Genomic DNA, 22,214 nt, shown 5'->3' on the forward strand with positions numbered 1-22,214 from the left:
CTGCCACTGCTGTCGCTGGCCGGGCCCTTGTCGCCCATCGTGCCGCCGATATTCGCGTTGGCGTCCGCCTCGGCCGGCAGCTCGGTGCAGTCGAGAAAACCGTCCTTTCCACGCGCTCGGGGCGCTCCAGGGTTTAGGGATGCCCGCGGTGCCGTCGATGAAAGCCGAGGGGGGAGGGGCGCCTGTGACGCGCAGGTGATCGGGCCGTTTTCGCTGGAAATGTGGGACGAATCGTCCGATGCACCGGGTGGCGCGGCAGGCTACAGCCAGGTTCGCGATGCGCCATCCCCGCACCTGCCGATCCGGGCCGCGCTCGTTTAGGCTGATGGCCCCGCTGCCTCACAGGAACAGGGCGATGGACCAGGCGATGGACCAAGGGACGTTGAACGAGCGTGCACGCGTCCTGGTGGTGGACGACCAGCCGGTGAACCTGTTCCTCGCCAAGTCGATCCTCGAATCCGACTACGAGGTCGATACGGCGGTCAGCGGCGAGCGGGCGCTCGAACTCGCGATGGGGCCCACGCCGCCGGACCTGATCCTGCTCGACGTCACGATGCCCGGCATGCACGGTCACGAGGTATGCCGACGGCTCAAGGCCGCACCCCAGACCGAACGGATCCCGGTCATCTTCCTGACCGCGCGGCATGAGGTGGAGGACGAGATCCAGGGCTTCGAGCTGGGCTGCTCGGACTACATCATCAAGCCCTTCCACGAGACGCTGGTGCGCGCGCGGGTCGACATGCACGTGCGGCGCTACCGGCAGGAGAAGCTGCTGCTCGCGATGCTCGCGGAGCTGGCACCGGACGTGGAACAGCGTTTCGCCGAGCGGGTGCGAGGCCTGACGGGCCGCATGCCCTGAAGCTTTTGCGTCGCGGTGCCGTTCTTCAGTCCGCGACGGTCCGCTCGATCTGATCCTCGGTCAGCAAGATCGCGTGCACGCCGTAGGGCACGCGCGCAGGCGGCGGAATCAGAATTCGGGCGACCGGTCCCTCGGACAGGCGCCGCGCATCGAGGATGGCGAGTTCCGATTGCTGCGCGCGCTCGTCGTGCACGTAGCCCATGACCCAGCCGTCGTCTTCCGCCAGGGCGCCGGGCCTGGGGACGAACACCATCACGCCGCCGAAACGCTGCGGCCCATGCTCGACGATCTCGCGCCCTCCGCCTTCGAGGTCGTACTTGACCAGGGCGTCCGCGCAATAGCCGCGGCCTGCCAGCCGCACCGCGTAGCCGTACCGGTAGGGCAGGCCCACCCGCTCGAGGTTGTGGAACGGGAACTCGATGCCGGCGTCGTCGAGCTGCGCGTGCTGCACCTGTCCCGTGGCCATGTTGAAGCGCCACATCCACAGCACCGGCGGCTCGCCGCCGTAGAACGCGCCGCCGTCCATCTGCTCGGGGCCGATCGACACCGTGCCCACGCGCACGCCGACCAGGCAGATCTCGTCGCCCTCTTCATGCGCGTTGAGCGCGTGCGGCACGAAGCAGGACGGCACTTCGAACCAGCGCACGTCGGTGGCTGCGCCGTGGCGCGGGATCACGCCGAAGCGGCAGCCGGCATCGGTACGGAAACGGTACGGCGTGCCGCGCTCCGCCTGCGCCGAGATGTCGAACGCGAACGGCGTGTCGATCAGGATCGTGTAATGCGCGGTGATCGCGAAGTCGTGCGTGTACATCGGAAAGCGCACCGGCACCTCGGCCTTGTGCACCAGCTTTCCCTCCGGTGACACGACGCCATACGACAGCGCCGCGCCGGGCCGCACGCTGCCGCCGAAGATCATCATCTGCTGCGTCACCGGATCGATGCGCGGGTGCGAGGCCATCGGGAAATCCAGCGTGCCGCCGAGATCGTAGGGACCCAGCGTCTGCAGGTCGGTGGCCGAGATGCGGTAGGGCTCGCCGGTATCCCACACCGCCAGCAGGCGCCCGGCGTGCCAGACCAGCGCGGTGTTGGCGGCGTTCTTCTTGAAGCGGATGAAGCTGCTCTGTCGCGGCAGGTCGCGCTGCGGTGTTTCCAAGGCGCCGGTCCACAGGGCCTTGCCGGCTTCGTGTTCGAGTTGCCAGCCGCGCGTGCGAACGTAGCGGTTGAGATAGCGGGCGCGGCCGTTGCCGATGCGCACGCCGTGCAGCATGCCGTCGCCGTCGAACCAGTGGTACTTGCCCACCGGCTCGAACTGCGGGTTGGGTCCGTTGCGCACGAACATGCCGGACAGGCCTTCGGGGAGTTCCCCGATGATCGGCAGATCATCGATACTCGATTCGGTCCGCACGGGCCCCCAGTTGCCTTGCAGGTAAGCGTTGGCGCTGGACATCGAGACTGAAAACCCCTGGTCGCATGGCGCCTGAGGGAGGCGCTGAGGATCCGATGCTGCCGCAACCCCACGCGCCGGACAACGCGCACCGATGAATCAACCCGAACTCGAAGCGCTCGACCCCTGGATCGAGCAGGCGCTCAAGAACTGCGAACTCTTCCAGGGCCTGGCCGAAGCGGACCTGCGAGCCCTGGTCGGTCACGCGCCCGTCGCGAATTTCGCTGCCGGTGACGCGCTGCTGCATCCGGGCCAGCTGAATCTGCACGTCTACGTGATCCTCGATGGCGTCGTCGAGGCACGGCGTTCGACCGGGCCCGACACCAGCGAGACGGCGGCGCGACAGGGTGTCGGCAGCGTGCAGGGCGCCCTGTCCGCGCTGAGCGGTCGACCCGTCAATCTGCAGGTACGCGCGCTGGTTCCGGTGCGTGCGCTGGTGCTCGACAAGGAAACGGTCCTGGCGGCGCTGGACCGCGTTCCGCGTCTGGGCGCCAACCTCGCCACGATGATGATGGACCGCCTCAACGGCCTGCTCGGCAAGGGCGCCGCGCACGTGGTTCTGCTGGTGGCCGATCCCTCGGCCGAGGGCGACGTCGTGCTCGCACGCCAGCTGCTCGCGTGCGTGGGCCGCTACGCACGGCGCGTCGTCGTGGCGGACCTGACGGACCGGCTGATGATGAGCCGCGCCCGCGGTTTGCCCTCGCTGTCGGATCTGCTGGCCACGCCCGCGCGGTCCGGCGACATCCTGCGCGACATGGGCAGCGGCCACGGCTTCCTGTGGACCGTGCGGCCGGGCGGCTCACTTCCCGAGCCGCGCCAGCTCGCCGGCCTGCTCGGTTTCTTCGATCCGTATTGCGACGTGCTCGTCGTCGCCGCCGATCCCTACCTCGCCGCGCAGCTGGCCGAGGCGCTGCCGGATCGTTTCGAGGATGTGGTCGTCGTCAATTCGGCGGCACAGCGGCGCGACCTGGCGCGGTTCGCACGGGCCTTGCGCGAACCGGGCCAGCTTCCGCGAATGCTGGTGACCAGTCCGACGTGCCCGGCGAACGTCGGCGAGTCGCAGGCGCTGGACGCCCAGTTCGGTGCCCGCACGTTCACGACGGCGGGCAGCGCCACCGATCCATTCGGGCTCGATGGACTGGCGCGCGCGATGGCGCGGCAACGGCTGGGGCTCGCGCTGGGCGCCGGCGCCGCGAAGGGTTTTGCCCATATCGGCGTGCTGGAGCGCCTGTCCGAGCGCGGCGTGCCGATGGACGTCATCGTCGGCTGCAGCGCTGGCGCCGGCGTCGGCGCGATGTGGTCGGTCGGCTTCGATTCCAAGCGCATCCTCGACCTGTTCGCGCAGCTCGAGAAGCACGCGGTGCGCTGGACCTTCCCGTCGCGTTCGATCCTGAGCGGGCGCGCGCTGGCGACGTTCATGCGGCGCTCGACGGTGGGCGCGGCGTTCGACAAGTCGCGCCAGCCGATGGGCATCGTCGTGGTCGACCTGTACGGCGCCAAAGAGATGCTGATGACCGATGGCGACATGGTGAGCTGCGTGCTCGCCAGCAGCGCGATCCCGGGCGTCTATCCGCCGATCCAGATCGGCGACCAGTGGTTCCTCGACGGCGGCGTGCTGAATCCGGTGCCCACTGCCTTTGTCCGGCCCCTGGGCGGCGATCGCGTGATCTCGGTGGACCTGTCCGCGATTCCTGATCAGGTGACGGTGCCGCCGCCGGGAGGCCCGCGACTGCTCGGCGTGCTGCGCCACTCCGCCAACCTGATGCACGCGCGGATCACCGAGCACAGCCGCAGCGGCGCGCACCTGCTGCTGCGTCCGGATTCGGGCGACGAGGCGCCGCCGGGCTTCCGCGACTACAACAAGGCCAGCGCGTGGTATCGCTACGGTCGCGAGTCGGTGGATCGGCAGTGGCCGGCGATCGCCGAGCTGCTTCCCTGGCTCGAGCGGCGCGAGACGGCGTGAACACGAGGATGTGAATCGATGGGCGACGAACTGCGGGTCAGCGAACACGACGGCATCCTGGAATTGGTCATCGACAGGCCGCACAAGGCCAACGCGATGACCGATGCGATGTTCGACACGCTGCGCGATTCGCTGACGCGTTTCGAGGACGAGCCGTCGCTGCGCGTGATGCTGATCCGCTCGATCGGCAAACTGTTTTCGGCGGGCGCGGACATCGGACCGCACCTGGCGCCCGATGCCTATCGCGGCGGTCAGGACACGCGCCTGCGCTACAAGCGGCGCTTCCACGATCTGTTCGATCGCCTCGAGAACGTGGAGAAGCCGGTGGTCGTCGCGCACCAGGGCGCGTGCATCGGCGGCGCGCTGGAGATGTCGTTGTCCTGCGATTTCCGGCTCGCCGCCGCCAGCGCGCGTTACCTGTTGCCCGAGCACGAATTCGCGTTGCTGCCCGGCGCGGGCGGCATCAGTCGCCTGACACGCCTGTGCGGACCGCATTGGGCGCGCTGGATGATCATGGCCGGCGAACCGGTGGACACCGAGCAGGCGCTGCGCATCGGCCTCGTGCACACGGTGTATCCCGACGAGACCTTCGCCGTGCAGGTCGACGCCTTCTGCGAGAAGCTCGCGCGCGGGCCGATGGAGATGATGGCGATGGCCAAGCAGGTCATCGAGATGTCCGTGGATCTCGATCGCACGCAGGCGCGCAACGCCGAACGCATCGCGCAGAGCGTGCTGTTCACCGGGCCGGAGCATCCGCAGGCCGTCGAGGCCTGGCACCAGCGCAAGGCGTCGAAGAAGCGGCCAGCGGAGTGAGCGATCCGCGCCCCACCGTAGCCCGGACGAAGTCCGGGGATCTTTTCGCGCACCCGATGGCGATCCCGGACTTCGTCCGGGCTACGGGTTTCGGTCACACGTCGTCGATCGACTTCGGCCAGCTGTCGTGCAGCAGGCGCGACAGCGCGCGATCGGCGAGCAGCCGTCCGCCGGTCTGGCAGCGCGCGCAGTAGTTCGCCTCGTTGTCCGCGTAGACGATGCGTTGCACCGGTGAGCCGCAGACCGGGCAGGGGAGGCCGTAACGACCGTGGACGGCCATCCCGGCGTGGAACGCGGTGACCTTCTTCGGCCAGGCATCGGCCTGTGCTTCGTGCCGCAGATGCGTGGTCCACTCGGCCAGTACGCTGCGCACCGCGTCGAACAGCTTCGCGACGCTCGCGTCGTCGATCGACTGCGATTTGAGGAACGGTGACAGCCGGGCGCGATGCAGGATCTCGTCGGAGTACGCGTTGCCGATCGCCGCGAAGATCGTCGGATCCGTGAGCGCACGCTTGAGGGTGTGGTTCTCGCGTCGAAGGCGTTCCGCGAAACCGGCCGCGTCGATCTGCAGCGGCTCCAGCCCGCCGCGATCGAATGCAGCGAGCGCCTCCTCGCTTTCAACCAGGTGCAGCGACGCGCGACGCTTGCTGCCGGACTCCGTCAGCAGCAGCGTGCCGCTCTCGAAGTCCAAGGCGCACAAGCCCGAGCCCTTCGGAATCGCAGCGCCCGGCTTCTTCCAGTGCAGCCGCCCCAGGATCATCAGGTGCACGATCGCGCAGCGGTCGCCTTCGAATCGCAGCACCAGCCGTTTGCCGATGCGCGAGGTACCCACCAGTCGCCGGCCGGCGAATTCCGCGGGGCGCGGTGCAACGCTGCGCAACACGAAGGGATTGCCGATGCGCAGCCCTTTCAGTGTCTGGCCGAGCGCCTTGTTCTCGAGGCACTCGAGGTAGACCGTCAGGTCGGGCAGTTCCGGCATGCCGGGCCCGTGCCGTTCACATCACCGTGATCTTCGACGCGGCGCGTCGCGCCTTGGCGCGCGCCGTGTCGATGCTCTCGTCGAGCGCCAGTGCCACGCCCATGCGGCGCTTGCCGACGATCTCCGGCTTGCCGAACAGGCGCAGCATCGTGTCGGGTTCTTCCAGCGCTTCGGCCGCGCCGAGGAACGAGGGCCCGACGGTGTCGCCTTCGCACAGGATCGCGCAGGAGGCCGCGAAGCCGCGGGCGCGGATGTTCGGAATGGGCAGTCCGAGAATCGCGCGCGCGTGCAGCGCGAACTCGCTCAGGTCCTGCGAGATCAGCGTGACCAGCCCGGTGTCGTGCGGTCGCGGTGAGACTTCGCTGAAGATCACCTCGTCGCCCTTGACGAACAGTTCCACGCCGAACAGGCCGCGGCCGCCGAGCGCCTTGGTCACTTTCTCGGCGATCTGCTGCGACTTCTTCAGCGCGACCGCCGACATCGGATGCGGCTGCCAGGATTCGCGGTAGTCGCCGTCGATCTGCAGATGGCCGATCGGTGCGCAGAAACTGGTCTGGCCCTCGTCGCCTTCATCGAGCTTGGTGCCCGGAGGCCCCGGCCAATGCCGGATCGTCAGCATCGTGATCTCGTAATCGAAATCCACGAAGCCCTCGACGATGACCTTGCCCTGGCCGGCGCGGCCGCCGGCCTGCGCGTAATCCCAGGCCTTCTGCACGTCCGCCGCCGTCTTGACCGTGCTCTGGCCCTTGCCCGAACTCGACATGACCGGCTTGACCACGCAGGGCATGCCCACGGCCTGGATCGCGGCGCGGTACTCGGCCTCGGTTTCGGCGAAGCGATAGGGCGAGGTCGGCAGTCCGAGTTCCTCGGCGGCGAGCCGACGAATGCCTTCGCGATCCATCGTCAGGCGCGCCGCGCGCGCGGTCGGCACCACCGGATATCCCTCGGACTCGAGCTCCAGCAGCGTCGGGGTATGGATCGCCTCGATCTCGGGGACGATCAGGTGCGGCCCCTCCTCCTCGATCACGCGGCGCAGCGCGGCGCCGTCCAGCATCTTGATGACGTGGCTGCGGTGCGCCACCTGCATGGCCGGTGCGTTGGCGTAACGGTCCACGGCGACGCATTCGATGCCCAGGCGCTGCAGTTCGATCACGACCTCTTTCCCCAACTCGCCCGAACCGAGCATCAGGACGCAAATAGCCGAGGGAGTGAGCGGGGTGCCGATCGTGGTCATGACGTTTTTTTCTCGGGACCCGCTCGTGCGCGGGTCCTGGACGTGAATGCAGGGATGCGGAATGTCGCATCGCGGACGGAAGCATTCAACGCATCGGGCCCGGGAGAGGTTCGCGGCCGAGGTATTCCCGGCGATCGCGAACCCTCAGGCGTAGAAATTCTTCGGGATCCCGGTATCGCGCGTGGCCAGCGAAACATAGTTGGGCGGCGAAAGAGCATTAATCACTCGTTCGTTGGCCGTCTTGCAGAGGTCGTTGTAGAACGGGCCCACGGGCTTGTTCAGCAGACTGCTCAGCGTCGGGTCGGGAGGCGCGCCTTTGACGACGTTGGAGATGTCGAATCGGCCATTGGCCATTTTTCCGGTACAGATCGACCCCAGCCAGGAGAATTTGGCGTCGTAGATCAGGTGCCACGTGAAATGCGCGAGGGGATGAATCTTGTTATCGGGATCTCTGCCCACGAACACGGTCGTCAATCCGAGATCGAGACGCTGGTTGTAGAGGAAGTTCGGGGCGTTGGTTTTCGGATTCTGTACGACCAACGGCATCTGGGAATTGGGGTGATCGCCCATCGTGCGCGTCAACGTGCGCCGTACCCGGTTTCCTTCCTTGACCTCGCTCTGCGGAGAGCCGAGGAGATTCACGAATGGCGCGAGTTCCGAAGTGCTGTCCAGTGAAGGATTCTTTCCCATTGCCGGGGGAACCGCGTAATTGATGCGAACACTCCCCTCGTTTTCTACGCGTCCTCCATAGATGACCTCCCGCACCAGGAGATTGGCGAACTGGAGGAAGCTGAAAGACCACTCCTTCGTGTCGTTCGGATCCACCACCACATCGACCGATGCCGTGACGACAATCGCGGGATCGAACCGGGCCCCCGACAAGGACAAGCGCGCGCCTGACGTCAGATGACAGCGGGCCACACCTTTTCCTGCCTTGGTTTCGTCGGGGGCGACCGCTACGTCCGGGACGGCCCCGGCGGCATTCACCGTTAATTTGATGGAGGCGAGATCGATCTGGTCCTTGGTCATGGCGGATTCGCGAGTGCGTTTTCGAGTTGTCAGCGCAAGGTGCGGTGCATCGACGCCTGCTGCGGTGAGAAATTCTGGGTCGCGGCACCGGCGGCCGTCTGCGCAAGACTCAACGCGATCGTCCGCTCCTCGAGCTTTTGCAAGGTCTGTTTGCCGACATGGCCATCAACCCCGATCAGGGCTTGCGCCTGGAAGAGGCGCACCGCTTTTTCGGTCTCGGCCCCATAGATTCCGTCCGGCAACTTGCGGCCATTGTTGGTGGTGACGGGAAGCGGATACCCGAGGTCGAGCAACGCCAGTTGAATCGCGACCACCGCTTCTCCGGTGGCTCCGCGCTTCAGGGACGGGTTGTTCTCGGACGCCTTCTGCAAGCGCTGGTCACGAGAGAACCGCAATGACTTCAAGGCCATGAGAATTCCATCTCCGAGACGGTCATGCATTGGTCGGTACGACGGCCTGGCGGTGCCGCTGCAGGACGAGCCCGATCGGCACGCAACGAAGTTCTCCATGGTGTCGACCGTGGAATCACCATAACGGGCGGCCAATAAGGAACGAAAGCCGTTTCGCGTTCCGAACTGTCGACTGGCGCACAGAGCGATGCGGGTCGAACAGCTCGTCCTGCTCGTGGCAGGATCTCGTGGACGGAGTTGCCGCTCGCCTTCGGGGGCTAATCCGGGCGCGTCATCCCGCTGCGTCCATGGAGCGGGTACGCAGATCGAGGATGCATCGGCAGGGAATTCCCTAGCGGTGATACCCGCGCGCGAAACTCCAGATGGCGCCGGTGGCGCTCATGTCGCGGCTGGTGACACCGGCGTAGGACGTATCGCCGCCCGGCCAGGCGTGGCCGCCGTTCGCCACCGAGTAGAGGCGCAGTCCCTTGTCGTCGGTGCAGCCGGTGCGCTCGTCGAGCTGCACCGTGGTGCCGTCGTCCGCGATGTCGGGTAGTGCGGTGCTGGTGGCGCCGCCGCAGCCCTGCTTCTGGGCCCAGTAGTCCATCAGGCTCGCAGCGGAACCCAGGCCGCTGATGCCGTAGTACGGCGCGATCGGGTCGGCCGTCCCCAGCACGTAGACCTTGGGCCGCGACTGGGCCGGCGCGCACGACAGCCACAGGCTCAACGGCAAGGTCGCGGCGACGACGCCGACGGCCGCGATCCGGTCCGACATTTCGCAGGCCATCCGTTCGGCCATGACGCCACCGCTGGAATAGCCGGCGACGCTCACGCGCTCGGCGTCTGCGCCCTCCGCGACGATCGCGTCGATCAGCGCGGCCATGAAATCCTTGTCGGCGGTGCCGTCGAGCGGCTCCGCCTTCCAGACGCCGCCCAGCGCTTCGGGCATGACGGCCCAGAAGTTCTGCGTCGCGACGAAGTCGCTGACGTACGTGAAGTTCGCCGTCAGTTCCGGCGCCGTGTCGCGCGGGTGCAGCAGCAGCAGCACCGGGGCGTTCAGCGGCTTCGGATCGGGACGCGTGACGACGTAACGACGCGCCTGCCCATTCACCGTCAACGTGGCCTCGTAGGAGCGCGTGCCCGCCGGGGTGCGCACCGGAATCCCGTTGATCCGCGGATACGTGTAGCTCAGCGGAGCGCTCAGGCTGAGGATGCCGCTGAGCGGATCGATCGGATTGAGCGTTGGCGTTGGTGTTGGCGTTGGCGTTGGCGTTGGCGTGGGTGTCGGCGTAGGCGTAGGCGTAGGCGTAGGAGTCGGTGTGGGTGTGGGTGTAGGAGTCGGTGTCGGACTCGGTGTAGGCGTGGGGGTCGGACTGGGTGTAGGGGTGGGTGCCGGCGTCGGCGTCGGTGTCGCGCTATCGGAGTCGCCGCCTCCCGAGCCACCGCCTCCACAGGCGGCCACCGTGCAGCAGAGGCTGATCGTGATCAGGAGTCGCGACGTCGTCAGCTTGAGTTTCACGCCTGTCCTTGGGCTTTGCGTCCAGAACCCCGACGCACCGATGGCTCGTGGGTCATGACGCGTGAATCGTCTTGTGCGGTTTCCGCGGCTTTCGAATTGCGCGACGGGTACCGATGGAGCCGCGTCCGGTGAGCTCGCCGAATTTGGCGCTCGCCCGTGTCGCGACGGGGCCAGTCTGCGCGGATCCCCTTCGCGTCGATCGCATGACCCGTCCGACGGTAGGGGGCAGACGCCGGACGCCGCCCCGGGCTCGACGCGCCGCGCGCTGTTGCGCACGGCGACTCGCCCTGAACAGGAAGGGAGGGAGGCCGACGAATACGGAGGGCCGTCCAACCCGCCCGCCCGATGCCTACGCCCGTGCCCTGCGCGCCCGGTGCATGCGCGCCGCCGCGCGGTATTCGGTCAGCAGGTATCCGACCAGCGCCGACAGCGCGCCGCGCTGCAGATCCGGACCGCGGCTGTCGGCGAGCCGGAACAGGTTCAGGTAGTACCAGCCGATCTCGCCGAAGGCGTTGAGCTGGCGAAACAGCGCGAAGCGCGACGTCGGTGAGAACATGCCTTTGTCCGCGAGCACCAGGCCACGTTCGAACGCGGGCAGCTCGCGGGTCTCGCCGCGCAGCAGCGCGCCGGCCACGTCGGTGTGCGTGCACAGCGGACGCCCGAGTCCGATCATGTCGCAGGCGTTCTCGGACACCGCGGCTTCCATCGTCTCGCGCAGGCGGAATCCGCCGGTCACCATCAGCGGCATCTTCGCCACCGCGCGGATGCGCTCCGCGTAATCGAGGAAATAGGCTTCGCGCTTGCGTGTGCTCTCGCGCTGCGGCGCGGCGGTGGAGGCGTCGCCCAGGTGCCCGACCAGCGCGGGCTGCTCGTACGAGCCGCCGGAGATCTCCAGCAGATCCACGGGCTCGGCGTTGAGCCATTGCACGACCTGCAGGCACTCGTCGTTGGAGAAGCCGCCCTTGCGGAAGTCGTCCGAGTTCAGCTTGATGCTGATCGGAAAGTCGGCGCCCACGGCCCCGCGCGTGGCACGCAGGGTCTCGATCAGCATGCGCGCGCGATTCTCCAGCGCGCCGCCCCAGGCATCGATGCGCCGGTTGGTGACCGGCGACAGGAAGGAGCTGAGCAGGTAGCCGTGTGCCGCATGGATCTGCACGCCGGTGAAGCCGGTCTCGCGCGCAACCGTCGCGACCCTGGCGAAGCGCTGGATCAGGTCCAGGATTTCTTCTTCGGTCAGCGCCCGCGGCTTGCCGAAATTCCCGAGCATGCCGAGCTGCTGCGGCGAGGGCGCGAGCGGCTGCATCGTCACGTAGCGGGGCGACTGGCGGCCCGCATGATTGATCTGCATCCACAGGTGATTGCCGCCGACGGTGCCGGCCTTGGCCCAGCGCGCCAGCCGGCTTCGCGCCTCCGCGTCGTGCGTGATGGCATCGCTCATGTCGATGGTCACGTTCGCCGGCCTTTCGAGCACGCGGCGATCCACCTGCACGTTGCCGGTCAGCAGCAGCCCGGCGCCGCCTTCGCTCCAGCGGCGATACAAGGTGTCGTGCCGCGGCGTCGCGCGAAGATGCTCGTCGGCCAGGCCCTCGGTCATCGCCGCCTTGCACAGTCGGTTGGGCAGCACCGCGCCGCAGGGCAGGCGCAGCGGTTCGGACAGGATCGATGAAGTCGAAGTCACGGTTGATCTCTGGCGCGACGACAGGAAGGACGGTTTGCCACGGATTTCGCGGAATAGCACGGATGAGGGATCTGGTTCTCCGTGTTCATCCGTGAAATCCGTGGCAACAAGGCTTGTTCATGTCCACATCGGCGCGATGTCAGCGCTGGCAGCGCGTGCAGTAGAAGCTCGATCGCTGGCCGATGACCTTGCGGCGGATCCCGGTGCCGCAACGCCGGCAGGGCTCGCCCTCGCGTCCGTAGACGTAGAGCTCCTGCTGGAAGTAGCCCAGCTCGCCGGTCGCACCGGCGAAATCGCGCAAGGTCGTTCCGCCACGCACGATCGCCTCGTTCAGCACTTCGCGGATGCGCGACGCGAGCTCGACGTATTCGGCGCGCGTGACTTTTCCGGCCGCGCGGGTAGGCCGGATGGCGGCCCGGAACAGCGACTCGGCGGCATAGATGTTCCCGGCGCCGACCACGACGTTTCCGTCCATGACGAAATTCTTCACCGCTGCGCTGCGGCCGCGCGACAGCTCGAACAGGTAGTCGCCGTGGAATGCCGGATCGAAGGGTTCGGGTCCGAGATGGCGCAGCAATTCGTGGTGCGGTTCGCCGGCGCTCCACAGCAGCACGGCGCCGAAGCGTCGCGGATCGTGGAAGCGCAGCAGTTGCCCGCTGTCGAGTTCGATGTCGACGTGGTCGTGCTTGATCGGTGCCACCGTCGGGTCGAGCACCCAGATGCGGCCCGACATGCCCAGGTGGATCAGCAGGCGATCGCCGTTGTCCAGATGCAGCACGAGGTACTTCGCACGGCGCGCGGCCTGCTCGATGCGCCGCCCGGCGAGCCGCGCCGGCAGGTCGGGCTGCACCGGCCAGCGCAGCCGTGGATCCCGCACCACCACGCGGCCGATGCGCCGGCCGAGCACGTGCGGCTCGATACCGCGGCGGATCGTTTCGACTTCGGGAAGTTCGGGCATGGGAAGATGCTGGCGAAACCACGACGATAGCGCCACCCGTAGCCCGGACGAAGTCCGGGATGCGCCGCTTCGTCGGGCCTTGTGCGTCCCGGACTTCGTCCGGGCTACGGGATCGTCAGAACGCCCAGCGCGCCAGTTCCCACGCGATCGCCGCGATGAACGCCGACGCCGGGATCGTGAACACCCAGGCCCAGACGATGTTGCCCGCCACGCCCCAGCGCACCGCGGAGAAGCGCCGCGCCGCGCCGACGCCGACGATCGCGCCGGTGATGGTGTGGGTGGTGGAGACCGGGATGCCCAGGCTCGTGGCGACGAACAAGGCCGTCGCACCGCTGGCCGACGCGCAGAACCCGCTCACGGGCCGCAGCTTGGTGATGCGCATGCCCATCGTCTTGACGATGCGCCAGCCGCCGAACAGCGTGCCCAGGCCCATCGCGGTCTGGCAGGCCAGCACCACCCAGAACGGCAGGTCGGCGTCCTTGCCGATGGCGCCCGAGACGATCAGCAGCAGCCAGATGATGCCCATCGTCTTCTGCGCATCGTTGCTGCCGTGGCCCAGGCTGTAGAGGCCGGCCGAGATGAACTGCAGGCGGTTGAACGTACGCTCGGCCTTCTTGGCCGGCGAGCGGAAGGCCAGCCAGGCGCAGGCGACCATCAGCAGGGCGCCGAGCGCGAAGCCCACCAGCGGCGACAGCACGATGGCGACCGTCACCTTGGTGAAGCCGGCGGTCAGCAGGGTGTCGGTGCCGCCTTTGGCGATCGCCGCACCCGCCAGGCCGCCGATCAGCGCGTGCGAGGAGCTCGACGGAATGCCGAAGTACCAGGTGATGATGTTCCAGGAGATCGCGCCCACGAGCGCGCCGAACACCACGTAGGTGTCGATGACGTTGGGATCGACGATGCCTTTCCCGACCGTCGCGGCCACGTGCAGGCCGAAGAACAGGAACGCGATGAAGTTGAAGAACGCGGCCCAGACGATGGCCACCTGCGGCGACAACGCGCCGGTCGAGACGATCGTGGCGATCGAGTTGGCCGCGTCGTGGAAGCCGTTCATGAAGTCGAACAGCAGCGCCACGGCGATCAGCAGGACCAGGACCTCCATTCCGATCGTCACGGGCGCACCCGGAAGGCCGACAGCAGCCGAAACGATGCCGCGACCTTGCTCATCTCCCGCACTCCGTTGCGGCCGCTGTGGCGGCCGCTACCCCCGTGTCGATCGACCGTCATCAGGCGTTCTCGATGACGATGCCTTCGATGATGTTCGCCACGTCCTGGCAGCGATCGGTGACCGATTCGAGGAGCTGGTAGATCTCCTTCATCTTCAGCACCTGCATGGCATCGGTCTCCTCGCGGAACAGCTTGGCCATGGCGCTGCGCATCACCCGGTCCGAATCCCCTTCGAGCCGGTCGATCTCGCTGCACAGTTCGAGGATGTGCTTCGAATTCTTGAGATTGTTCAGCTCCGACACCGCGGCCTTCACCTTCTGCGCGCTGGTCAGGCACAGGTCCGCCAGTTCCACCGCGGCATCGGTGACCTCGCGGATGTCGTACAGGAACATGCACTGCGAGACGTCTTCCATCAGATCCAGGATGTCGTCCATCCGCGTGATCAGCTGATGAATGTCATCGCGGTCCATCGGCGTGATGAACGTGTGATGCAGCAGCTGCATCGTCTGCTGCGTCACCTTGTCCGCGCGGTGCTCGATGTTTTCGATGTTGCGCTTTCGCTCCTCGAGCTCGCCCACCGAGCGCATCAGCGCCGTCAGTTGCTCGGCGCCGAGCACGATCTGCTCGGCATGTTCGTCGAAGTAGCTAAAAAAGCGGCCCTCGCGGGGCATCAGCCGCTGGAACATGGCGTACCTGCCTTATCTTCTGAGGCGCTCTACGGCGCTGGTCAAACCTTCTGAGGCGCGCAGCTTAAGCCCCAGGGGTGCTCGCCGTGCAGACTTGAGGCGTCGGAGAAAGTGTGAGCGGGGCGCAACCGTGGCCGGGGCGAAGCCCGGGGTTCCGTTCGCAATGCGGGGAAAGCCCCGGACTTTGTCCGGGCTACGGGCGTGCTCCTCACCTCATGCAAAACGACGCAGGAGGCGAGGGAGCAGCACCACGCTCAATACGGCGTGGAGAGCCGCCGCATCCTCGTCGAATTCACTAGGAAATCCCCTCCGCGCTCGCCACACTGCCGGGCAGATCGCGCAGCCGTGCGGCCGGGGAGGAGGCCCGCAACGGACTTCGCGCGCACAAAAAAACGAGAGGAGAAGACGGCAATGAACCGATCTGGATGCGTGGCGGGCGTGTTCGCGTTTGCGCTGGTGCTGGCGGCCTGCGGAGGCACGAATTCGCCCTACAGCGGGAATGTGGGCGGCGTGGGGACTTCCGGAGGCGTGCCGCCCGCCGACGACCTGCTGGAAACCGGCCTGCAGGGCCAGGTGCCCCTCGCGGACCAGATGAGCGGCCGCGCGGCTCAGGGCTATCGCAAGGGCCTGCGGCTGGTGGGCCAGAACACGATCCTGGACCGCGGCGCGAACTTCTCGATGGCCTGGCTCGACGACTGCGCCTACGTCACGACGACCTCGCCCGGCCAGATCTTCGGGCCGCTGTCGTCGCCGTACCTCGATCCGCAGTTCAACCCGCTGAACGGCATGGCGGTGATCGACGCCTCCGACCCGCGCAATCCCGAACTCGTGCGCATCCTGCAGAGCCCGGCGATGCTGGCGCCGCACGAGTCGCTGCAGGCCAACCAGGCGCGCCACATCATCGTGGCCACGCGCGGCGGCGGCACCGCGTTCGACGTCTACGAGGCCACCGATTGCCGCAACCCGGTGCTGCGAGCCTCGATCAACATCGGCATCGGCGTGACCTTGCCGCCGCTGCCGCCGCTGCCCGGCGGCGTCGGCACGATCGACCAGGGCGTGGGCTTCGGCGGCCACGCGCTGTGCATCACCGACGACGGCCGCACCGCCTACGCGACCAGCTCGATCCAGACCAACGCCGTGCTGGATCTGGCGGACCTGTCCAATCCGCGCGTGCTGCAGATCTTCGCGCCCGCCGCGCACGACTGCGGGCTGAGTCCGGACGGCAATCGGCTCTACCTCGCCCAGTTCGGCTTCGTCTCGCTCGGGCTCGGGATTCCGAACGGCCCGGCGGTGGGGCAGAACGGAATGGGCATCTACGACGTGAGCACCATCCAGAACCGCACGGCCCCGGTGGCGCCGCTGCTGCTCGGGCCGGCCCCGCCGCTGGTGGGCTTCCTCGGATGGACCAACGTGCTCGACGGCGAGGCTCCGAGTGCCGGGTCGCACACGGCGCGCTGGTTTCGCAACAACGGACGGACCTACCTGTACTCCAGCGACGAGTGGCCCACCGCCGGCATCTGCCCCTGGTCGCACAGCCGCATCATCGACATCACCGACGACGCGCACCCGGTGCTGGTCTCCAACATCGTGCTCGAGGTCAACCAGCTCGCGAACTGCGGCACGACCGAGATCGACGTCGCCAACTACTCGGCGCACTACGTCGGGTTCGACGACGTCAACAACGCCACCACGCTGTTCACGACCAACTACACCGCCGGCATGCGCGTGCTCGACATCCGCGATCCGCGCAACCCGCGCGAGATCGCGTACTGGCACCCGGTGCCGAATCCGAACACGCCGGCGGTGGCGGCCGCCGAATTCTTCGGCAGCTCCGGGGATCGCTGGGACGCCGTGCCCACCTACGTGCGCTACCGGCCCGAGACCGGCCACATCTGGCTGGCGAGCTACAGCGCCGGATTCCAGATCCTGGAGTTCACGCAGTCGGCGGGGCCGACGGCGCCGCGACCGCGCTGACCTGCACTTGGGGTGATCCGTAACCGTAGCCCGGGTGAAACCCGGGGTTCCGTTCGCAATTCGAGGGAAAGCCCCGGGTTTCACCCGGGCTACGCAACGTGATGACCTTCCGATGATCCGGAACACGAGCGCGACCTTGTGCATGGTGCTGGCGACGCTGGCCTTCACCAGCGCCGCGCACGCACACCCCTTCGCGCCCTCCTACAACCTGCCGGTGCCGTTCTGGATGTACGCCGGCGGCAGCCTCGCGGCGCTGCTGCTGTCGTTCTTCGCCGTCGCCTGGTTCGCCCGGGCGCGCAACCCCGAACCCCGCGTCGTCGATCTGACGCACACCCGCTTCGCGCGCGTGCTCGTCGGCCGCACGACGATCGCGATGCTCGGCGTGATCAGCCTGCTCGGCCTGCTGCTGTGCATCGCCACCGGCCTGCTCGGCACGCGCAGCGCGGCCTTCAACTTCAACATGACGTTCTTCTGGATCGTCTTCGTGATCGGCTTCACGTACGTCTCGGCGCTGATCGGCCCTCTGTATGCGCAGATCAATCCCTGGAAGCTGATCGTCACGGCGCTGGCGAATACCGGGCTCTCGACGTTCGAAGGGCGATTCGCCTATCCCGCGCGACTCGGATGCTGGCCGGCGCTGGTGCTCTACGCGGCGTTCATCGCGATGGAACTGTTCGGCCGCGTCGACCCGCGCGCGCTGGGCGTGATGCTGCTCGGCTACACGGTGCTGAACATCGTCGGTGCGTGGCTGTTCGGAATGAGTGCCTGGTTCGAGCGCTGCGAATTCTTCGGCCTGTTCTTCTCGCTGGTGTCGCGGATGGCGCCGTTGCAGGTCGTCGCGCCGTCGCCGCAAGCCCCGCGGGGAGGGCTGAAACTGCAGATGCCCTTCGCCGGCCTGCTGCAGGCGCGCGCCGTCTCGCTGGGCGAAGTGCTGTTCGTGCTGTTCATGCTCTCGTCGACGGCCTTCGACGGCTTGCAGGCGACGCAGGTGTGGGCGCGACTGTTCTGGGAGGATTTCGCCGCGCTGCTGGCGCCGTGGATCGGCGACAACATCGTGCAGACCTATCCGCTGCTGAAGCCGATGTTCCTGGGCTACCAGGTCGCGAGCCTGCTGCTGTCGCCCTTCGTCTATCTGCTCGCGTACCTGGCCACGCTGGCGTGGATGAAGCGCATCGCGCGCAGCGAGTTCTCGGTGCGCGAACTGGCCTGTCGCTTTGCGTACTCGTTGCTGCCGATCGCGCTGGTCTACCACGCGACGCACTACTGGACGTTGATCCTCACGCAGGGACTGATGGTGCTGCGCCTGGCCTCGGATCCGTTCGGCATCGGCTGGAACCTGTTCGGCACCGCGCTGTGGCTGCACCGGCCGGTGATCCCCGGCATGGATTGGGTCTGGCACACGCAGGTGGGCCTGATCCTGATCGGACACGTGGCCAGCGTCGTGGTGGCGCATCGCGAGGCGCTGCGCGTGTTCGATACGCCGCGCACGGCGGCGCTCAGCCAGTTGCCGATGCTGGCGTTGATGCTGGCGTTCACGGTATTCGGGTTGTGGATCCTGGCGCAGCCGATCACCAGCAACGGACCGTAGCCCGGACGAAGTCCGGGGTTGCGCTCTTTATTCGAGGGGAATCCCGGGTTTCACCCGGGCTACGGAGGCGCGGGCTTCTAGAGACCTGCGCAGCGCAATCGCACCATGCGTTCATGGTGTTCGGGTTGTGGTTCCTGGCGCAGCCGATCTGGGCACCGAACCCGTAGCCCGGACGGAGTCCGGGATTCCCCTCGAATAAAGAGCGCAACCCCGGACTTCGTCCGGGCTACGCAAGCGCAGGACCCGCGCCGTCAGTCCAGCGTCACCACCGGCGTCGCACCGAGCACTTCCTCGATGTCCGTCTGCCCCGCGGCGATCTTCATCGCACCCGCGACGCGCAACGGCACCATGCCTTCGCGCAGCGCCTGGCGCCGCAGGTCGGCGATGTCGGTCTGGCGATCGATGAGGCGCTTGACGCCGGTGGACAGCGGCATGATCTCGTAGAGCCCGAGGCGTCCGAGGTGACCCGTCTCGCGGCATTCCAGGCATCCCACCGGCTGACGCACTTCGGCCGGGATCGGCACGCGCTTGTCGCTTCCGACCAGCTCGCTCCAGGCTTCCGGGTCGGGCACCGAGGGCAGCTTGCAGTGCGGGCACAGGCGGCGCACCAGACGCTGCGCGACGACGCCGAGCAGCGTCGCCTTGATCAGGTACGGCGGCACGCCCAGATCGAGCAGGCGCGTGATCGCGCTCGGCGCATCGTTGGTGTGCAAGGTCGACAGCACGAGGTGACCCGTGAGCGCGGCCTGGATCGCGATCTCCGCGGTCTCGAGGTCGCGGATCTCACCGATCATGATGATGTCGGGGTCCTGGCGCAGCAGCGCGCGCACGCCGCTGGCGAACGTCAGGTCGATGCCGGCCTGCACCTGCATCTGGTTGAACGAGGGCTCGACCAGTTCGATCGGGTCCTCGATCGTGCAGACGTTGACCTCCGAGGTCGCGAGCTGCTTGAGGCTGGTGTACAGCGTCGTCGTCTTGCCCGAGCCGGTCGGGCCGGTGACCAGGATGATCCCGTGCGGCGCACGGATCATGTCGTTCCAGTGGTCCGCATCGGCGTCCGAGAAGCCCAGCGCTGAGAAATCGCGCACCAGCACTTCGGGGTCGAAGATGCGCATGACCAGCTTCTCGCCGAAGGCCGTCGGCAGGCTGGACGCACGCAACTCCACTTCCTTGCCGTTGGGCGAGCGCGTCTTGATGCGGCCGTCCTGTGGCTTGCGCTTCTCGGCGACGTCCATGCGCGACAGGATCTTGAAGCGGCTGGTCACGGCGATCATGACCGGCGTCGGCATCTGATAGACCTCGTGCAGCACGCCGTCGATGCGAAAACGCACGTGACTGGAGTCGCGCCGCGGCTCGAGGTGGATGTCCGAGGCGCGCGAGTCGAAGGCGTAGCTCAGCAGCCAGTCCACGATCGCCACCACGTGCTGATCGTCGGCGGTGAGCTTGCCCTTGCGGCCCAGCTCCATGAGCTGCTCGAGATTCTGCGAGCCCGCGGGCAGCATGCGCCGCTCTTCGTTGCTCGCCTTGACCGAACGCGCGAGCGCGTAGAACTCCACGAGGTAGCGCTCGATGTCGCCCGGGTTGGCGACGACGCGCTTGATCGCCTGCGGGATGATCCGCGCGAGTTCGTTCTCCCACTCGCGCTCCAGCGGCTCGGCCGTGGCCACCGTGATCTCGGTGGGCGTGACCTTCACCGGCAGCACGCGCACGCGCGCGGCGTAGGCGTAGGGCATCACCGACGTGACCTTGGCCACGTCGATCGACAGGGGGTCGATGCGCATCCAGCCCATGTTGTGACGCGCGGCGAGCCACTGCGTCAGCACGTCCATCGTCAGCTTGCCGCCGGCCTTGCGGGGGTCGGGCCAGTCCGCGCCGGCGAGGATGTCGAGCGGGTGACGCTTGTCGCGCGTCACGTCGACCTTGATCGTGATCTCCTTGCGCTGCGCGCCTGAAATCAGGCCGTCGGCGAGCAGGGCATCGAGCAATTCCGGCACCGCCAGACGACGGTCGGGGCCTCGGGCTGCGGGTACGGTGGTCATGTTCCTAGGCTAGCGCAGGTGGGCCGGTTCGCGGTTGAGGTCCGTCGGCGGGTGGGCACCCGTCGTATGGCAGTGGATAATGGAACATGCCGCCCCTGCTGGCCCGGCGACCCCAGACCCCCAAGCAGACTCCGATGCGACCGCTCCTTCCGCTCCTCCTCGCCGTAATGCTGTCGGCCTGCGCCAAGCCGGCCTGGATGCGTTCCGCGCCGCCGGACTTCTCGGACTGGTTCGACAGCCAGAACTCGATCGTGGTCCAGGAAGCGGCCCGCGCCAACACCTGCGGCACGCCGGGCGGCGAATCGGTGGTGAGCCTGATGCGGGACCTGCCCTCGATGCAGGCGTGGTCGGCGAATCGCGGCATCGCGCTGGTCAGCCTCAACGGAAAGCCGTTCCCGGAGGGCCCTTACGCCATCGTCGAATTCGGGCAGCGCCCGAACAGCGGCTACGGCATTGCCGTCAGCCGGATGGCAGGCGCCAAGGACGGGGACCTGATGCTCAAGGCCACGTTCTTCGAGCCGATTCCGGGCCGCTGGTCGGAGGCCGAGGTGAGCAGCCCCTGCGTGATCGTGGCGCTGCCGGCGGCCGAGTACAGCCGCGTCCGGCTCATCGACCAGACCGGCCTGGTTCGGGCGGACACCGAGGGCGCCCCGTGATCCGGTTGCACTGAATCCGATGCGGCGCCTGTGAAGGCTCCGGCGGAGGGTCGGCGGAACAGCGCGAGCGAACAGAAGAAAAAGAAGCCTTGAGCGGGCCGCGGGTGCGGACCGGTCCAGGGCCTGAGGTTCCACTTTTAGAAGAAGCGATCGATCCCGAGGGAGATCACACCAGATGCTGCATGTACTGCCGGGCCCGATTCAGGGCGTCATCATGGGCTTGCTGCTCGCCATCAACACCGTGTTCTGGGCGACGCCGCTGTACGTGCTGGTGCTGATCAAGCTGATCACACCGTGGCGTGGCGGACGCGACGCGCTGTCGCACATGGCCGCCTCGCTGGCGCAGAACTGGGCGTCGTGCAACACGATCTTCTCCCGCAAGCTGCACCGCATCGAATGGGACGTGCGCATCGGCGTGCCGCTGAGCCCGGACAAGCAGTACCTGGTCTGCGCCAATCACCAGACCTGGAACGACATCTTCGTGCTGATGCACGCGTTCGGCCGTCGCGCGCCGTTCTTCAAGTTCTTCCTGAAGCAGGAACTGATCTGGGTGCCGGTGCTGGGCCTGGCGTGGTGGGGTCTCGACTATCCGTTCATGAAGCGCTCCACGCCCGACCAGATCAAGAAGAATCCTTCGCTCAAGGGCAAGGATCTTGAGACCACGCGCAAGGCCTGCGAGAAGTTCCGCAACCAGCCGGTGCTGATCCTGAATTTCCTCGAAGGCACGCGTTTCACGAAGACCAAGCAGGTCAACCAGAAGGCGCCGTACAAGCACCTGCTGCGCCCGAAGGCCGGCGGCTTCGCGTTCGCGATGGAAGCCATGGGCGACAAGCTGCACGACCTGATCGACGTGACGATCGCCTACCCGGGCGGCGCGATGGGCTTCTGGGATTTCCTGTGCGGCCGGGTGCGTCGCGTCATCGTCGACGTGCGTCCGCTCAAGCTCCCCGACGGCATGCTCGACGGCCTGATCCGCGGCGACTACGAAACCAGCAACGATTTCCGCAAGCAGTTCCAGTTCTGGATCGGGGATCTGTGGAAGGAGAAGGATCGCCGCATCGCGGAGATGCTCGGGTTGCCGCCGCCGGTGTATGCGAACAACAACGGAGGCGGTGCGTCGGGCTGAGCCCGCGTAGCCCGGACGAAGTCCGGGGTCTTGTTCGCAATTCGAGCGCATCCCCGGACTTCGTCCGGGCTACGGGTTCGGTGGAAGGAAAGGGATCGCCGCCACCAGGCCGT

Annotated in this window: 18 protein-coding genes; 7 read left to right on the forward strand and 11 right to left on the reverse strand. The window is 67.2% G+C overall.

Annotated elements, in window-relative coordinates; all coding sequences use genetic code 11:
• Positions 1-355: 355 nt before the first annotated feature.
• On the forward strand, positions 356-859 hold the full coding sequence (locus tag DFR24_RS20185) for a response regulator (protein ID WP_210772398.1): 504 nt from the start codon (positions 356-358) through the stop codon (positions 857-859).
• A gap of 25 nt (positions 860-884) precedes the next feature.
• Here DFR24_RS20185 and DFR24_RS20190 read toward each other — a convergent pair whose 3' ends face one another.
• Positions 885-2,306 (reverse strand): carotenoid oxygenase family protein, encoded by a 1,422-nt coding sequence (locus tag DFR24_RS20190; RefSeq protein ID WP_133883257.1) that lies wholly within the window; start codon positions 2,304-2,306, stop codon positions 885-887.
• A gap of 91 nt (positions 2,307-2,397) precedes the next feature.
• Here DFR24_RS20190 and DFR24_RS20195 point away from each other — a divergent pair, with 91 nt between their 5' ends.
• Both DFR24_RS20195 and DFR24_RS20200 read left to right on the forward strand, forming a co-directional pair.
• Entirely contained in the window at positions 2,398-4,266 is a 1,869-nt protein-coding gene (locus DFR24_RS20195; RefSeq protein ID WP_133883258.1) for a patatin-like phospholipase family protein, read from the forward strand.
• Positions 4,267-4,284: 18 nt separating this feature from the next.
• On the forward strand, positions 4,285-5,079 hold the full coding sequence (locus DFR24_RS20200) for an enoyl-CoA hydratase/isomerase family protein (protein ID WP_133883259.1): 795 nt from the start codon (positions 4,285-4,287) through the stop codon (positions 5,077-5,079).
• A gap of 94 nt (positions 5,080-5,173) precedes the next feature.
• Here the strand turns inward: DFR24_RS20200 and DFR24_RS20205 are convergent, their stop codons facing one another.
• The 9 genes from DFR24_RS20205 to DFR24_RS20245 all read right to left on the reverse strand — a co-directional run bounded on the left by DFR24_RS20205 (position 5,174) and on the right by DFR24_RS20245 (position 14,718).
• Positions 5,174-6,058 (reverse strand): Fpg/Nei family DNA glycosylase, encoded by an 885-nt coding sequence (locus tag DFR24_RS20205; protein ID WP_162851341.1) that lies wholly within the window; start codon positions 6,056-6,058, stop codon positions 5,174-5,176.
• 16 nt (positions 6,059-6,074) lie between these two features.
• Positions 6,075-7,292: a formate-dependent phosphoribosylglycinamide formyltransferase gene (gene purT / locus DFR24_RS20210; protein WP_133883260.1), complete on the reverse strand. Its 1,218-nt coding sequence runs from the start codon at positions 7,290-7,292 to the stop codon at positions 6,075-6,077.
• A gap of 144 nt (positions 7,293-7,436) precedes the next feature.
• Positions 7,437-8,321, reverse strand: coding sequence for a hypothetical protein (locus tag DFR24_RS20215; protein WP_133883261.1), 885 nt, complete (start codon positions 8,319-8,321; stop codon positions 7,437-7,439).
• Positions 8,322-8,350: 29 nt separating this feature from the next.
• Positions 8,351-8,731, reverse strand: a complete 381-nt coding sequence (locus DFR24_RS20220) for a peptidoglycan-binding domain-containing protein (RefSeq protein ID WP_162851342.1) — start codon at positions 8,729-8,731, stop codon at positions 8,351-8,353.
• Between the two features lie 331 nt (positions 8,732-9,062).
• Positions 9,063-9,866 carry an alpha/beta hydrolase family esterase gene (locus DFR24_RS20225; RefSeq protein WP_162851343.1) on the reverse strand — a complete coding sequence of 268 codons (804 nt, stop codon included), beginning with the start codon at positions 9,864-9,866 and terminating at the stop codon, positions 9,063-9,065.
• Positions 9,867-10,578: 712 nt separating this feature from the next.
• A complete protein-coding gene (locus DFR24_RS20230; protein WP_246051732.1) occupies positions 10,579-11,907 on the reverse strand; it encodes an NADH:flavin oxidoreductase/NADH oxidase family protein in 1,329 nt (442 codons plus the stop codon).
• 139 nt (positions 11,908-12,046) lie between these two features.
• A complete protein-coding gene (gene mutM / locus DFR24_RS20235; RefSeq protein WP_133883264.1) occupies positions 12,047-12,865 on the reverse strand; it encodes a bifunctional DNA-formamidopyrimidine glycosylase/DNA-(apurinic or apyrimidinic site) lyase in 819 nt (272 codons plus the stop codon).
• A 115-nt stretch (positions 12,866-12,980) separates the two neighbouring features.
• Positions 12,981-13,967, reverse strand: a complete 987-nt coding sequence (locus tag DFR24_RS20240) for an inorganic phosphate transporter (RefSeq protein ID WP_133883518.1) — start codon at positions 13,965-13,967, stop codon at positions 12,981-12,983.
• Positions 13,968-14,091: 124 nt separating this feature from the next.
• The gene (locus DFR24_RS20245) at positions 14,092-14,718 is read right to left on the reverse strand and encodes a DUF47 domain-containing protein (protein ID WP_133883265.1); all 627 of its coding nucleotides are present in this window, start codon (positions 14,716-14,718) and stop codon (positions 14,092-14,094) included.
• Positions 14,719-15,129: 411 nt separating this feature from the next.
• On the opposite strand from DFR24_RS20245, the gene DFR24_RS20250 reads away from it, so the two are divergent.
• Complete coding sequence (locus DFR24_RS20250; RefSeq protein ID WP_133883266.1) at positions 15,130-16,692, forward strand: LVIVD repeat-containing protein; 1,563 nt, start codon at positions 15,130-15,132, stop codon at positions 16,690-16,692.
• Between the two features lie 112 nt (positions 16,693-16,804).
• Positions 16,805-18,280: a hypothetical protein gene (locus tag DFR24_RS20255; protein WP_133883267.1), complete on the forward strand. Its 1,476-nt coding sequence runs from the start codon at positions 16,805-16,807 to the stop codon at positions 18,278-18,280.
• Positions 18,281-18,531: 251 nt separating this feature from the next.
• On the opposite strand, the gene DFR24_RS20260 is transcribed toward DFR24_RS20255, so the two are convergent.
• Positions 18,532-20,319 (reverse strand): GspE/PulE family protein, encoded by a 1,788-nt coding sequence (locus tag DFR24_RS20260; protein ID WP_133883268.1) that lies wholly within the window; start codon positions 20,317-20,319, stop codon positions 18,532-18,534.
• A 134-nt stretch (positions 20,320-20,453) separates the two neighbouring features.
• On the opposite strand from DFR24_RS20260, the gene DFR24_RS20265 reads away from it, so the two are divergent.
• Entirely contained in the window at positions 20,454-20,975 is a 522-nt protein-coding gene (locus tag DFR24_RS20265) for a protease complex subunit PrcB family protein (RefSeq protein ID WP_162851344.1), read from the forward strand.
• A 175-nt stretch (positions 20,976-21,150) separates the two neighbouring features.
• Positions 21,151-22,101, forward strand: coding sequence for an acyltransferase (locus tag DFR24_RS20270; RefSeq protein WP_133883270.1), 951 nt, complete (start codon positions 21,151-21,153; stop codon positions 22,099-22,101).
• Positions 22,102-22,214: the final 113 nt, after the last annotated feature.

Origin of the sequence: Panacagrimonas perspica (assembly GCF_004364935.1) — a bacterium.
In the GTDB taxonomy this organism is placed as follows: Bacteria; Pseudomonadota; Gammaproteobacteria; order Nevskiales; family Nevskiaceae; genus Panacagrimonas; species Panacagrimonas perspica.